This window comes from Xanthomonas sp. MLO165 (assembly GCF_018831305.1).
In the GTDB taxonomy this organism is placed as follows: Bacteria; Pseudomonadota; Gammaproteobacteria; order Xanthomonadales; family Xanthomonadaceae; genus Xanthomonas; species Xanthomonas arboricola.
Window position 1 is genome coordinate 4,116,761 of the sequence record NZ_CP029263.1, and the last position, 13,831, is coordinate 4,130,591.

Sequence of the window (13,831 nt, forward strand, 5' to 3'; positions counted from 1 at the left end):
CCGCGTATCCAGCACTACGATTGCCATCCAGGCAGTCGCTTACCCAAAGGATCGATGCCTCATGAAGACCTCATTCCAGTCGCTTGCCATTGCCACCGCCATTGCCCTGACCAGCGCCATGGCCCCCGCTTACGCCGCATCGAACCCGACCGTGGGCGGTGCGCCGATGCTGGTGACCAAGGACATCGTCGACAACGCCGTCAACTCCAAGGACCACACCACCCTGGTCGCCGCGGTCAAGGCCGCCGGCCTGGTCGACACGCTGAAGGGGCCGGGCCCGTTCACCGTGTTTGCCCCAACCAACGCCGCATTCGCCGCCCTGCCGGCCGGCACGGTGGAAACGTTGCTCAAGCCCGAATCCAAGCCCACGCTGACCAAGGTGCTGACCTATCACGTGGTACCGGGCAAGGTCGACGCCGCATCGCTGATCGCCAAGATCAAGGCCGGCGGCGGTAGCGCCTCGCTGACCACCGTGCAGGGCGAGGCGTTGACCGCAAAGCTCAACGGCAAGAAGGTCACCATCACCGATGCCAAGGGCAACACCGCCAACGTCACCATTGCCGATGTCATGCAGAGCAATGGCGTGATCCACGTGGTCGACAAGGTGTTGATGCCGTAACGGCAGCTCGCTGCCTGACGCAGGCAGTCGCAGGCGCGTGACCTGCATCGGCGGAACGCAGCCAGGTTCCGTCGATGGGTCGACGACGAACTGCGCACGCCAGCAACGTTCTGAGCAGCTGCATTGCCGCAAGCACTCGGGTAGGCGTGGACGCTGCGCTCGACACCGGCAGGTACGGGTGGTACATGCCGATGTCGAACACCGCGCCTGCCTGACCAACATGCAGCAGTCGTGTCGGCAGCTGCCTCAAGTGATTGGTTGCACTGGCGTTGCACGGCAACGCCAGTGCATCAGCTGCACATGACTTAGGTGTAGACACTGCTGAATCGTTGTATCCGCGCATGCCTGGAAACAAGCTCCAGGCAGCGCCACCACACCGCAAAGCGGCGGTGAGGGAGCCACTGGCTCGCCAGTGGTTCCACTTGGTGTCTCGTTCTCCGACACCGTGCGCGTGCATTTGCACGCGCATTTTTTATGTCTTCGCCATGTGCTCTGCAGCAACCGGTGCATCCAGCAACTGGCGCAAGTCCTCGACAAACCCGCGGTAGCCTTCCTCGCGCGCGGCCTCCGAGCCCTGCCGCAATACCCAGGAGGGATGCACGGTGGTCAGCACCGGCGTGCCGTCGTCCAGCCGCTGCCACTGGCCGCGCTGCTGCATCAAGCGAAAGCTGCTTCCCAACACCGCCTGTGCCGCGGTCGCGCCCAGGCAGACGATCTGCGCCGGACGCAGCTGCGCGCGTTCGGCATGCAACCAGCCGCTGCAGGCCTGCACATGCGACCGTTCCGGGTTGCGATGCAGCCGCCGCTTGCCGCGTTGCTCGAAGCGGAAATGCTTGACCGCATTGGTCACGTAGACCGTGGCGCGGTCGATGCCGATTTCGCCCAGCGCCATGTTGAACAAACGCCCGGCCGGCCCGACGAACGGACGCCCGCTCAGATCCTCTTCGTCGCCGGGCTGCTCGCCGATCACCATCACCGACGCATTGCTCGGCCCTTCGCCGAACACCGTCTGCGTTGCCGGTTGCCACAACGCACAGCGCCGGCAATCGCGCGCGGCCACGCGCAACTGCGCCAGGCTTTGCGTGGCCACTTCCGGGACCGGCGCCGGCGCCGCCGGTACTCGCCGCCGCACCGGCTCGGGCGCACGCTCGGCCATCTCGCGCACGCGCACCCCGGCCTCGCGGATCAGCTCCGGCAACAGGCTCGCCTCGGGCAGGTTCTTCCAGTATTTCTGCGGCATTTCCTGCCGCATCATGGTCGGATTGAGACGCGCCGGATTGAAGATATGCGCGTAATAGGTACGCCAGAGCGTCTCCTGCGCATCGTCGGCCGGCACCTGGGTGCGCACGGCGCCTTCGCCGAACGTCAACGCCTCGCCGTCCCAGCGCACGCTGCGATACGGGGTGAGGATCGCCCAGCGCATGCCGGCGAAGCGGCGCGCGAAAAACGGCGCCACCCGATCCACGATCCAATGTTCGGGCTCGAACCACGCCACGAAGTCTTCCTCTTCCACCGGCAAACGCCGAAAGCGCACGAACGCCTTCATCTTGTGCGTATCGCGCTGCACCGCTTTTTGCCACTGCGTCACCCGATGCACATCGACATCGGTGGCCCGCTCCAGCAGCGCGCGCTCGCCGCAGGCCACCCGCCACAACAGCCGGTACAGCACCGCATAGCGCTGCGGATCGCGGTGACACAACACCGCTCCGGCCATCTGCAGGAACTCCGCCGAGACCCGCGGCGCCGCAGCCACGGCCGGCAAATCCAGCAGCCCCTGCCCCATCAACAAGCCACCCTGCGCTCCGCCATTCCACGCGATGGAGTCGGGCTCCACCTGCGCGCACCACCCCGCCCGCGCCAGCGCACGCCATGCTTCAAGGCTCCAGCCCGGCTCGACGTCAGCGTTGAACATCGCGGTGGTCAGCATGGAGAGGTGGGATTGGGGATTGGGAATTGGGGATTCGCAAAGCGTCGCGTTCCTGTGTCAGCACTGGCGTTCGGTGGCCTTTGCGCTTTCGGCGGTCTTTGCACTTGATGCCATCCTTCTCCGCCTTTCGGGCAGCTTGCCCGGCAACACGGCAGACGCCAGCGGACGCGGCGGTGCGCCGGATGCCGGCGGCCAGCTGCGGGTTCAATCGAACAGACTCGCCTGCCGGGGTGCCGGTGCCAGTTGCGCGCGCAAGCGCACCGGGTCGTCCAGGCGCTGGCGCGGATGATGGTCCAGCACGCTCACAAACGGCAGCAGCTTCTTCATCGGCACCCGCAACCGCGCCAGGTCGCCCACCCGCAAGCGCGCATGCCGGCGCGACAACAACAGGCGCTCCACATTGCGCGTGCCCAGGCCCGGCACCCGCAGCAGCATCTCGCGCGGCGCCGCGTTCAGATCCACCGGAAACCGCTCCGGATTGCGCAGCGCCCAGGCCAGCTTCGGATCCACGTCCAGATCGAGCATGCCGCTGGACTGCGCCGGTGCGATCTCCTCCACGCTGAACTCGTAGAAGCGCAGCAACCAGTCGGCCTGATACAGCCGGTGCTCGCGCTGCAACGGCGGTGCCTGCAGCGGTAATTTGGACGAGGCATCCGGGATTGGGCTGAAAGCCGAGTAATACACCCGGCGCATCCGGTAATTGCCGTAGAGATTGTGGCTGGTGTCCAGGATGCTGCGATCGTTGGCATCGTCGGCGCCGACGATCATCTGCGTGCTCTGCCCGGCCGGTGCAAAGCGCGGCGGCTTGGCGCGGCGCAGCTTTTCGGCCTTGCGCTCCAGCTGGTTTTCTTCGATGCGCCAACGCAGTTCGCCCATTGCCGAGCGGATGCCGCCGACGCTTTTTTCCGGCGCCAGCAGCGTCAACCCCTGCTCGGTCGGCAGCTCCACATTGATGCTCAGGCGGTCGGCGTAGCGGCCGGCGGCGGCCAGCAATTCCGGCGTCGCATCGGGGATGGTCTTGAGGTGGATGTAGCCGGCGAAGTGATGCACCTCGCGCAGCTGCCGCGCCACTTCCACCAGCTGCTCCATCGTGTAATCGGAGTTGCGGATGATGCCGCTGGACAGGAACAGGCCTTCGATGTAATTGCGTTTGTAGAAGTCCAGCGTCAGCGTGACCACTTCTTCCGGCGTGAAGCGCGCACGGCGCACGTTGCTGGACACGCGGTTGACGCAATACGCGCAATCGAACACGCAGAAATTGGTGAGCAGGATCTTCAACAGCGACACGCAGCGGCCGTCGGGCGTGTACGAGTGGCAGATGCCCATGCCCTCGGTGCTGCCGATCCCGCCGGTGCCGAGCGAATTGCGCTTGTTCGCGCCACTGGAGGCGCAGGACGCGTCGTATTTGGCCGCATCGGCCAGCACTGCGAGTTTGTCGAGGATTTTCACGCAAGCAGCATGTCGTGAAGGCGTCTCAGCCTATGAGACTGCACCGCACTTCATCGTGAATGCTTCAGAGCGCTGCGCTGCCGGCTCTCGTCGGCAGCATGCCTTGTCGCTGCGCCGCCGGCTCTTGCGGGCAGCATGCCTGGTCGCTACGGCCAGTGTGCCGTAGGTACCAAGCCGTATCGCCATGGATCTTGCCTGGTGTAGCCACCGCCCCACAGCGGTTTGCAGCGGCAGCAACTGGCCACATGCCATGGCTTGCAGGCGGCTGGGTAGTGCCTCGGGATTGCGGGGCCGGCATGCCGCCTGCACCGTCGATGACAGCGACGGTGCAGGCGTGCTGCGCCCGCCAGGGCTCAGGCGGCGGCCGGGCCCGCAAGCGCGCGATCATTACCGGGATCGCCGTCGAACCGGTAGATATCCATCGCCAGAAACCCCGCGTCGATGCCGGCATCGATGCGCTGTGCGCCGAGCCGGTCGGCGCCGGCGGCGCCCATCGCCACGTACAGCGGCAACAGGTGCTCGTCGGTGGGATGCGCCCGTGCCGCATGCGGTGCCTGCCGGCGATAGCCCAGCAACGCGGCGATGTCGTCCTCCACCAGTTTGCGCTCGGTCCACTCGATGAAGGGCCGCACATACGGCGCCTCGCGCTCGGCACTGTAGCCATGGCGGAAGTCGTGCAGGTTATGGGTGATGCTGCCCGAGCCGATCACCAGCACCCCGTCCTCGCGCAGCGGCGCCAGCGCGCGGCCAACCGCAAACTGGTGCGCCGGGCCCAGCTCGGGCTGGATCGACACCGACACCACCGGGATGTCGGCGGCCGGATACAGCAGGCGCAGCGGCACCCACACGCCATGATCGAAGCCGCGCTGTGGATCCAGGTGCGGATGCAGGCCAGCCTGTTCCAGCCGGCGCAGGATCTGCTGCGCCAGCGCCGGCTCGCCGGGCGCGGGATATTCCAGCTCGTACAGCGGCGCCGGAAAGCCGCCGAAGTCATGGATGGTGGGCGGCCGCGCCGCGCCGCTGACCAGCGGGCGACGGCCCAGCCAGTGCGCGGATGCAACGACGATCGCGCGCGGCCGCGGCAAGGTCTGTGCGAGCTCGGCCAGGCGCTCGCCGACCTGCCCTGGCTGCAGCGCAGTCATCGGCGATCCGTGCGAGATGTACAGGGAAGGCAAACGGGTCATGGCGTACTCCTCGGAAGAACGACAGGCAGCCTCAACGCTCCGGCTTCAGCGCCCACGCGCCTTCGCCGAGCAGGGCTTGCACGATCAGCAACACCGCCCACAGCGCCGGGTATTCCCAGCCGCCGCCCGGATTGGAGAAACCGAAGCCGTTGCCGCCGTGCACGCTGACGATGGTGCCCAGCAGCAGCGGCACGCCCAGCAACCCGACCCAGCGCGCATAGATGCCCAGCAGCAGGGACAGGCCCAGACCCAGTTCCAGCGCAATGGTGAGATAGGCCAGCGCGCCCGGCAGGCCCAGCGAGTGGAAATAGGCCACGGTGCCGGCCGGGGTGAACACCAGCAACTTGGTCAGGCCGTGGGCCAGGAACAGCGCGCCCAGGCTGATGCGCAACAAGCCGGCGCCATAGGCAGCGGTACGCGGGGAAGCAAGCGAGGTGGACATGGGACGGACTCCGGTGAGGACCTGCACAGCCTATTGCTTACAAATTTCTGATAAATAGTTTTAGTTCGGATAATTTATTGCGATCAAAGCAACAATCGGACACCCATGGATACCCTCGATGCGATGCGCGTGTTCGCGGCAGTGGCCGAACGCAGCGGCTTCAGTGCGGCCGCCGATGCGCTGGACCGCTCCACCGCCAGCGTGACCCGGCAGGTCGCCGCGCTCGAGCAACGGCTGGGCACCCGCCTGCTCAACCGCACCACCCGGCGGGTCAGCCTGACCAGCGCCGGCACCGCGTATTACCAGCGCTGTCTGCAACTGCTGGCCGACCTGGACGATCTGGAGGCCACGGTCGGCGCGCAGGCGCTCGAGCCGGCCGGGGTGCTGCGCGTCAATGCGCCGGTGAGCTATGGCATCGAGCGCCTGGCCGCGCTGCTGCCGGGCTTTTGCGCGCGCTACCCGCAGGTGGAACTGGACCTGTCGCTGTCGGACCGGCTGGTGGACATGGTCGAAGAAGGCTTCGATGTCGCCATCCGCATCACCCGGCAGCCGGCGCCGACGCTGATCGCCCGGCGCCTGGGCACGGTCCGCTTGGTGCCCTGCGCGGCGCCGGCCTACCTGGCCCGTGCCGGCACCCCGATGCATCCGTCCGACCTGGCCGGTCACGACTGCCTGCTGTACCACTACTCGCCCAACGGCGACGAAGTGCGCTTCCATGGACCCGATGGCGATAGCGATGTGCGCATCCACGGCAGCCTGCGCGCCAACAACGGGCATGTGCTGAGCGCGGCGGCGGTGGCCGGCCTGGGCATCGCGATGCAGCCGGACTTCCTGGCCGACGAGCATCTGGCCGCCGGCCGGCTGGTGCGCATCCTTCCGCAGTACGCACTGGGGGAGATCGGCATCTTTGCCGTCTATACCAGCCGCAGCCACCTGGCTCCGAAGGTGCGCAGCTTCATCGACTACCTGGTCGACAACATGGGCGATCCCGGGCGCTGATGAGCCCGGCAACAGTACGTCCCGTCGATGGTCATTAACCTGACACGGCATGTGTGGTCACAATCGGGCCCCCACCCGGATCAACAGGATTGCGCATGAGCAAGATCGCCATCATCTACTTCAGCGGCTACGGCCACACCGTCAAACTGGCCGAAGCCGTGCATGCCGGCGCCGCCAGCGTCGGCGAGGCCACGCTGTACCGCATCGATCAGGACGGCAACCTCCCCGACGACGCCTGGGAGGCGATCGGTGCAGCCGACGCCATCATCTACGGCAGCCCCACCTACATGGGCGGGCCGGCGTGGCAGTTCAAGAAGTTTGCCGACGCCAGCTCCAAGCCGTGGTTTGCGCAGGCCTGGAAGGACAAGATCGCCGCCGGCTTCACCAACTCGGCCTCGGTGAACGGCGACAAGTACGCCACCATCCAGTATTTCTGGACGCTGTCGCAGCAGCACGGCCAGGTCTGGGTGGGTACCGGCCTGCTGCCGTCCAACACCAAGGCGCACGGTCCGCAGGACATCAACTGGACCGCCGGCTCGGCAGGCGCGCTGGCGATCTCGCCCTCCGATGCCTCGCCGGAAGAAGCGCCGCGCAGCGGCGATCTGGAAACCGCCAAGCTGCTCGGCAAGCGCGTGGCCGAATTCGCCGGCAAGCTCAAGGGCTGAAGCGGCCAGTGGTAGCGCCTACGTAAGAACACCCGTGCATGGCGGTGGGCCCTGGCCTGCCGGCATGCGCGGGTTTTGCGTGGAGTCGCGTCGAGCGCCCGGATTTTTTGCGCTGTGCTGCCGACTGCTTGGCTGTGCGCCGTTTGCCCGTGCGCCCAGCGGACGCCACTGCAGCCCGCCAGCCGCCCACAGCGCCTTCATCGCACGGGCAACACCGTGCTAACGCGCGCCGCCGCATCCTCCCCTGACTTGTTCGCCGCACGGAGTTCCCTCCACCATGCAAACCCGCACGCTTGGCCGTTCCGGCCCCACCGTCTCTGCGCTCGGCCTCGGCTGTATGGGCATGAGCGCGTTCTACGGCGATCGCAGCGACGAGGCCGGCTCGATCGCAGTGATCCATCGCGCCCTCGACCACGGCGTCAGCCTGCTCGACACCGCAGACATGTACGGCCCGCACACCAATGAAATCCTGGTCGGCAAGGCCATTGCCGCGCGCCGGCACGAGGTGTTTCTGGCCACGAAGTTCGGCATCAAGCTCGACCCCAACGACCCGTCGGTGCGCGGCATCGACGGCAGCCCGGACTATGTGCAGGCGGCCTGCGAAGCCAGCCTGCGCCGCCTGGGCGTGGAGCACATCGACTTGTACTACCAGCACCGCGTGGACCCCAACGTGCCGATCGAAGACACCGTCGGTGCAATGTCGCGTCTGGTGGAACAGGGCAAGGTGCGCTTCCTGGGGCTGTCGGAGGCCGCTGCAGCCACCATCCGCCGTGCGCATGCGGTGCATCCCATCACCGCGGTGCAGACCGAATACTCGCTGTGGTCGCGCGAGCCCGAGGACAACGGCGTCTTTGCCACCGTGCGCGAGCTCGGGATCGGCTTCGTTCCGTATTCGCCGCTGGGCCGCGGGTTCCTGACCGGCGCATTCGCCTCGCCGGACGACTTCGAGGCCGACGATTACCGTCGCCATTCGCCGCGTTTCCAGGGCGAGAACTTCACCCGCAACCTGCAACTGGTGGAACAGGTCAAGGCGATCGCCGCCGACAAGGGCATCACGCCGGGTCAGCTGGCGCTGGCCTGGGTGCTGGCGCAGGGCCAGGACCTGGTGCCGATCCCGGGCACCAAGCGTCTGGCCTACCTGGAAGAAAACCTCGGCGCGCTCGATGTGGCGCTGATGCCGGACGAACTCGCACGCATCGATGCGATCTTCCCGCTGCAGGCCGCATCCGGTACGCGGTATCCGGAAGCGATGATGGGCGCGCTCAGCCGCTAAGCGTGCTCACGTGAGTGCACGCAGTCGCAGCTGTGCGGCGATTGCATGCGCTCACGCCATCGCACCGGTATGGCTCGCACACTTGGCATCACCACCGTCCGAGTGACACGCCCTGCCATGCTGTCTTTCGTAATCCCCGCCCATGACGAGGCCGCACTGATCGGCCAGACGCTGCAATGCCTGCACGCCTGTGCGCAGGCCATGCAGCTGGACTACGAGGTCATCGTGGTGGCCGATGCCTGCGAGGACGACACCGCCGCCATCGCGCGCGCGGCCGGTGCGCAGGTGCTGGAGGTGCAACTGCGCCATATCGCCGCCACCCGCAATGCCGGCGTGCAGCAGGCGCAGGGCGATCGCCTGCTGTTTCTGGACGCCGATACGCTGATCAATCCGCAGGTGGTCGGCGCGGCGCTGGCGGCGCTGGATGCCGGCGCGGTCGGCGGTGGCGCGCAGGTACATCTGCAGGGCAGGCGCGCATGGTTCGAACGCATGGCGCAGGCGACGTTCGGCTGGCTGTTCCGTCTCAGCGGCATTGCCCCGGGCTGCTTCCTGTTCTGCACGCGCGCGGCATTCGTCAGCGCCGGCGGCTTCGATACGCGTTACTACGCCGGCGAAGACGTGGCATTGAGCCGCGCGCTGGCACGCTGCGGGCGGTTCGTGATCCTGCGCCAGACCGTGCACACCTCCGACCGCAAGCTGCGCAGCTTTTCCAAGCGCGAGCACCTGAGCCTGCTGCTGCGCTTTCTATGGCGCGGGCGCGGCATGCTGCAGACCCGCGATGCGCTGGGTTTCTGGTACCAGCGCCGGCGCTGAACCGCGCGTGTCCGCAGGCTGCCATGCCGGCTGCGCGCTGCCATCGCGTCGGGACGTGGCGACGGCGGCAATTTACACTGGTATGTCTGTTTTTCGTTTCCGAGTTGCACTCGCATGGCTCTTCTGCACCGCCCTGTCCTGATCGCTGCGCTGTCGGCTGCCCTGCTGAGCACCGCCGCGTGCCACCGGGATGGCACTTCACCGGCAACGACGGCGCACGCCAAGCCCGCGCCCACCACGCCCAAGCTGGGCGATTTCGGTTTCGATGCGGCAGGCATGGACCGCAGCGTGGCACCAGGCGACGACTTCTTCAGCTACGCCAGCGGCAACTGGGGCAGGACCACCCAGATCCCGGACGACCGCTCCAGCTTCAACAGCTTCGTCAGCATCGCGATCGAGACCGAGCAGCACAGCCGCGACATCATCGAGGGCGCCGCCGCCAACGACCGTGTCACCGGCGAAGACAAGCAGATTGGCGATTACTACGCGGCCTACATGGACGAAGCCGGGATCGAGGCCAAGGGCGTGCGCCCGGTGCAGCCGGAACTGGACGCGATTGCGCAGCTGGATGACAAGCAGGCGCTGGCGCGCACCCTGGGCGGCCAGCTGCGCGCCGATGTGGATCTGCTCAACTCCACCAACTTCCACACCGACCGGCTGTTCGGTCTGTGGATCTCGCAGGATCTGCATCACCCGGGCCGCTACGTGCCGTATCTGGTGCAGGGCGGCCTGGGCATGCCGGACCGCAGCTTCTATCTGGACGACGGGCGCATGACGCAGATGCGCGACGCCTACCGCGCGCACATCGTCAAGCTGCTGGAACTGGCCGGCATCGACGACGCGGCGGCCAGGGCCGAGCGGATCCTGGCCCTGGAAACCGCGATGGCGCGCGTGCACGCCACCGCCGAACAGACCAACAACGTGCAGGCCGGCGCCAACCCCTGGAAACAGGCCGATTTTGCGCGTAACGCGCCCGGCCTGGACTGGGCGCCGTTCTTCGAAGCGGCCGGCCTGAAGGCGCAGCAGGACTTCATCGTCTGGCAGCCCGGCGCGGTGACCGGGTTGTCGGCGCTGGTGCGCTCCGAGTCGCTGCAGACCTGGAAGGATTACCTGAGCTTTCGCGCCCTGGACCGCGCCTCGCCGTATCTGTCCAAGGCCTTTGCCGATGAGCGCTTTGCGTTCTACGGCACCACGCTGGAAGGCACGCCGCAACAACGGCAGCGCTGGAAGCGCGGTATCGACGCCACCAACGCGGCCCTGGGCGAAGCGGTGGGCGAGCGCTATGTGCAGAAGTACGTCAGCGCCCAGACCAAGACGCGTGCCGAGGAGATGGTCAGGAACATCGTCACCGCCTTCGGCAAACGCATCGATGCGCTGGAGTGGATGAGCCCGCAGACCAAGCAGCATGCCAAGGCCAAGATTTCCGGGCTGACGGTGGCGGTGGGCTATCCGGACACCTGGCGCGACTACAGCGCGCTGGATGTGCGCCGCGACGACGCGCTGGGCAATGTGCAGCGCGCCGAGCTGTTCGAGTACCGGCGCAATCTGGCCAAGCTGGGCAAGGCCGTGGATCACCGCGAGTGGTACATGCTGCCGCAGGAGGTCAACGCGCTGAACGTGCCGCTGGAAAACCGCCTGCTGTTTCCGGCCGCGATCCTGCAGCCGCCGTTCTTCGATCCGGCCGCCGACGATGCGGTGAACTACGGCGCCATCGGCGCGGTGATCGGCCACGAGATCAGCCACAGCTTCGACAACATGGGCGCGCAGTTCGACGAACATGGCGAGCTGCACAACTGGTGGACGCCGCAGGATCTGAAAAAATTCGAGGCCGCCGGCAACGCGCTCGCCGCGCAGTTCAGTGCGTACAAGCCGTTCGACGACCTGAGCGTCAATGGCAAGCTGACGCTGGGCGAGAACATCGCCGATGTCGCCGGCCTGGCCACTGCCTACGACGCCTATCAGCTGTCGCTGCGGGGCAAGCAGCCGCAGACCATCGACGGTTTCAGCCCGGACCAGCGCTTTTTCCTGGGCTTTGCCCAGGCCTGGCGCGGCAAGTACCGCGACGCGGCGCTACGCAATGCCGTGCTCACCGACGTGCACGCACCCGGACGTTTCCGCGCGCAGACCGTGCGCAACCTCGATGCCTGGTATCCGGCGTTCAATGTGCAGCAGGGCGAGCAGTTGTACCTGCCGCCCGAGCAACGGGTGCGGATCTGGTAGCCAGCCCCCGCGTCACACCACCGCCCTGCACACCAGGCAAGCACCCGCACTCACTGCGCCCCGGGCCACTCCAGCAACATCGTCTGCGGCAGCTGCATGCGGCGGCAGGCGCGTGCGGACAGCCCGTCGCGTAGCGCGGTGCTGAACAGGGGCGACAGGCTGCGCAACAGCCGCGCCGACGCATGTGCCTGTGCGCGCTGCGTGGTGGTGCGGCCGAGCATGTCGCTGGCCCAGCCCGGCAACAGGGCGGTACCGGCACCGAGAAACACCCCGCGCGACAGACCGGCCGCCGGCACCGGCAACTGGATGCTGGTGAGGATGTCGAGCACCTCGCGCGAGCGCGTGTCCATGCGCAACTGCCCGCGCACGGTAGCGAAATACGCATCAACCTGCGCTTCGCTGGCGGGCACATCGGCGGCGCCCAGCGCTTCGGCGACGCGGCGCGCTTCGTCGTAGTAACGATCGGCGATGTGCGCCGGCACGTCGCGGCAATAACGTCGGCAGCCCTGCAGAAAGCCGTAGGCTTCGGTGACGTGCACCCAGGTCAGCAACTGTGGGTCGTTGGCGTCGTACGGCACGCCGTCGGCAGTGTGGCCGTGGATATGCGAATGGATGCTGCGCACGCGGGCGATCAGTTGCTCGGCCTCGGCACGCGGTGCATAGGTGGTGCCGGCGACGAAATTGGTGGTACGCCGCAGCCGCCCGATCAGATCGGCGCGGAAGTTGGAATGGTCGTAGACCCCGGCCAGCGCGCGTGGATGCAGCAGTTGCAGCATCAATGCGCACAGTCCGCCGGACAACATGCCGGGAAATTCGGAATGCACGCGCCAGGTGACGCTGTCGGGCCCGAAGATGCCGGGATCCCCGAGTGGCTGGTCGTAGTCGATGGTGCTCTGGCCACGCGGAAACGCGCCCAGCACCCAGCGATGGATCTGCCTGGCGGCGGGAGCAGTGAGGGTACGCAGGACGGCTGACATGCGCGCAAGGATACCTAGCCGGTTGCAAGACCGCGTCGTGGTGCTGAGGGGCTGGGATTGGGGATCTGGGATTTGGGATTGGTGAAAGGCGGCGCTGTGTGCGCTGCTTGTAACGATGCGCGCCGATCGTCTCGACGGGTGCTTGCCTGCCTGTCGCTGGACCTTGCGCGGCATGCGTGCTTGCGCGGCGCTCACGCGATCTGTACGCCGGGCTGGGTCGCGCCGGTCGCAACCGCCACGGAGGCAATCACGCAGGCGCGAGTGTGCAGTGCAGCAAGAATCGCGGCGCACCGCAGCTGCAATCGCGCGGCAAACGCTGCAAAGCCCCTGAATACCGCGATTTGTGCGCCGGTACGCAGGATTGGCTGGCCTTCGGCGCGCAGCAGGCATTGCCAAGCACGGCGAAAGTGCTAGAACTAGGGCCGTCCGTGTACCGGCCAGCATCACTGCCAGCCGCTGCCCGGTCGCTCCAGGGCACCGGCGCGTTGCCGGGTGCAGCAAGTCGTTCGTACCAGCCATCCGTCAGGAGCTTGTCATGATCGCTTTGTTCCAGGGTTTGGGCCTGCTATTGCAGGACAACGCACTCCACCGGCTCTCCTTCGACGAGCAGGTCGCGCACTGGCGCGAAAAGACCGACGAACAGCTCGACCAGGAGCTCAATCTGCTCAAGGTGGCCAAGAAGCAGTGGGTGATCGCCTCGATCATCGGCTGGCAGGCGATCTCGCTGGTGCTGCTGGGCGTGATCACCCACCAGCTCTGGCAGAACGACTACCACCTCACCTTCAGCCGCGTGGTGATCATCTTTACTTCGTGGGCGTCGATCCTGTTCGTCATGTGGTACATCGCCGATCTGTTCGACCACAGCGCCGGTTTCGAACGCTGGCTGCGCGCCTTCAACAGCCGTGCGCGGGTCACCCCGGATGCCGATTCGGTCGAATGCGTGGCCGATGCGCTGGACATGACCCGCCGCTACCCGGAAGTGCTGCGCTACAAGCAGGAGGTCAGTTCCAAGCGCGAGCTGCGCCACGAGGACATCGTCAACATGCGCGAGATGGGGCGGCTGCGTCGCTACACCGAACTGTTGCGCGATCTGGACCGCTTCGATGGTGCGCCGCGGCTGGTGACCAATACCGCTCCCCACAGCGCGGCGGCGGGGACGCTGGCGTAGCGGTGTGGCGATGGATGCGGTGGTTGCCGCAAGGCATCGGCAATGCCGCGCGCCTGACGAAACGTTCTGATTGATCTGCCCGACGTCCGATCGCA

General features: G+C 66.8%; 12 protein-coding genes. 7 read left to right on the forward strand and 5 right to left on the reverse strand.

Features of this window, described 5'->3' with window-relative positions; translation table 11 throughout:
• The first annotated feature begins 61 nt into the window (after positions 1-61).
• Positions 62-619, forward strand: a complete 558-nt coding sequence (locus DGN21_RS17200; protein WP_016900899.1) for a fasciclin domain-containing protein — start codon at positions 62-64, stop codon at positions 617-619.
• Between the two features lie 472 nt (positions 620-1,091).
• Here the strand turns inward: DGN21_RS17200 and DGN21_RS17205 are convergent, their stop codons facing one another.
• The 4 genes from DGN21_RS17205 to DGN21_RS17220 form a co-directional block, all read right to left on the reverse strand.
• Positions 1,092-2,531 carry a UdgX family uracil-DNA binding protein gene (locus DGN21_RS17205; RefSeq protein ID WP_160955163.1) on the reverse strand — a complete coding sequence of 480 codons (1,440 nt, stop codon included), beginning with the start codon at positions 2,529-2,531 and terminating at the stop codon, positions 1,092-1,094.
• 219 nt (positions 2,532-2,750) lie between these two features.
• Entirely contained in the window at positions 2,751-3,995 is a 1,245-nt protein-coding gene (locus DGN21_RS17210) for a putative DNA modification/repair radical SAM protein (RefSeq protein WP_016900902.1), read from the reverse strand.
• A 353-nt stretch (positions 3,996-4,348) separates the two neighbouring features.
• Positions 4,349-5,179 (reverse strand): class III extradiol ring-cleavage dioxygenase, encoded by an 831-nt coding sequence (locus DGN21_RS17215; RefSeq protein WP_160955154.1) that lies wholly within the window; start codon positions 5,177-5,179, stop codon positions 4,349-4,351.
• A gap of 31 nt (positions 5,180-5,210) precedes the next feature.
• Positions 5,211-5,621, reverse strand: coding sequence for a DoxX family protein (locus DGN21_RS17220; RefSeq protein ID WP_160955155.1), 411 nt, complete (start codon positions 5,619-5,621; stop codon positions 5,211-5,213).
• Between the two features lie 105 nt (positions 5,622-5,726).
• On the opposite strand from DGN21_RS17220, the gene DGN21_RS17225 reads away from it, so the two are divergent.
• From DGN21_RS17225 to DGN21_RS17245, 5 genes are all read left to right on the forward strand, one after another.
• Entirely contained in the window at positions 5,727-6,620 is an 894-nt protein-coding gene (locus DGN21_RS17225) for a LysR family transcriptional regulator (RefSeq protein ID WP_160955156.1), read from the forward strand.
• Between the two features lie 95 nt (positions 6,621-6,715).
• On the forward strand, positions 6,716-7,285 hold the full coding sequence (locus DGN21_RS17230) for a flavodoxin family protein (protein ID WP_039518741.1): 570 nt from the start codon (positions 6,716-6,718) through the stop codon (positions 7,283-7,285).
• Positions 7,286-7,562: 277 nt separating this feature from the next.
• On the forward strand, positions 7,563-8,558 hold the full coding sequence (locus DGN21_RS17235) for an aldo/keto reductase (RefSeq protein ID WP_024940767.1): 996 nt from the start codon (positions 7,563-7,565) through the stop codon (positions 8,556-8,558).
• A 117-nt stretch (positions 8,559-8,675) separates the two neighbouring features.
• Positions 8,676-9,371 (forward strand): glycosyltransferase, encoded by a 696-nt coding sequence (locus DGN21_RS17240; protein WP_126966592.1) that lies wholly within the window; start codon positions 8,676-8,678, stop codon positions 9,369-9,371.
• 150 nt (positions 9,372-9,521) lie between these two features.
• Entirely contained in the window at positions 9,522-11,591 is a 2,070-nt protein-coding gene (locus DGN21_RS17245; RefSeq protein ID WP_164738937.1) for a M13 family metallopeptidase, read from the forward strand.
• A 50-nt stretch (positions 11,592-11,641) separates the two neighbouring features.
• On the opposite strand, the gene DGN21_RS17250 is transcribed toward DGN21_RS17245, so the two are convergent.
• On the reverse strand, positions 11,642-12,568 hold the full coding sequence (locus tag DGN21_RS17250; RefSeq protein ID WP_215825007.1) for an oxygenase MpaB family protein: 927 nt from the start codon (positions 12,566-12,568) through the stop codon (positions 11,642-11,644).
• 535 nt (positions 12,569-13,103) lie between these two features.
• Here DGN21_RS17250 and DGN21_RS17255 point away from each other — a divergent pair.
• Positions 13,104-13,736 (forward strand): hypothetical protein, encoded by a 633-nt coding sequence (locus tag DGN21_RS17255; protein ID WP_046344537.1) that lies wholly within the window; start codon positions 13,104-13,106, stop codon positions 13,734-13,736.
• Positions 13,737-13,831: the final 95 nt, after the last annotated feature.

Coding starts and splice junctions, on each gene's coding strand:
- DGN21_RS17200 (WP_016900899.1), top strand. CDS start 62: ATGAAGACCTCATTCCAGTCGCTTGCCATTGCCACCGCCATTGCCCTG.
- DGN21_RS17205 (WP_160955163.1), bottom strand. CDS start 2,531: ATGTTCAACGCTGACGTCGAGCCGGGCTGGAGCCTTGAAGCATGGCGT.
- DGN21_RS17215 (WP_160955154.1), bottom strand. CDS start 5,179: ATGACCCGTTTGCCTTCCCTGTACATCTCGCACGGATCGCCGATGACT.
- DGN21_RS17220 (WP_160955155.1), bottom strand. CDS start 5,621: ATGTCCACCTCGCTTGCTTCCCCGCGTACCGCTGCCTATGGCGCCGGC.
- DGN21_RS17225 (WP_160955156.1), top strand. CDS start 5,727: ATGGATACCCTCGATGCGATGCGCGTGTTCGCGGCAGTGGCCGAACGC.
- DGN21_RS17230 (WP_039518741.1), top strand. CDS start 6,716: ATGAGCAAGATCGCCATCATCTACTTCAGCGGCTACGGCCACACCGTC.
- DGN21_RS17235 (WP_024940767.1), top strand. CDS start 7,563: ATGCAAACCCGCACGCTTGGCCGTTCCGGCCCCACCGTCTCTGCGCTC.
- DGN21_RS17240 (WP_126966592.1), top strand. CDS start 8,676: ATGCTGTCTTTCGTAATCCCCGCCCATGACGAGGCCGCACTGATCGGC.
- DGN21_RS17250 (WP_215825007.1), bottom strand. CDS start 12,568: ATGTCAGCCGTCCTGCGTACCCTCACTGCTCCCGCCGCCAGGCAGATC.
- DGN21_RS17255 (WP_046344537.1), top strand. CDS start 13,104: ATGATCGCTTTGTTCCAGGGTTTGGGCCTGCTATTGCAGGACAACGCA.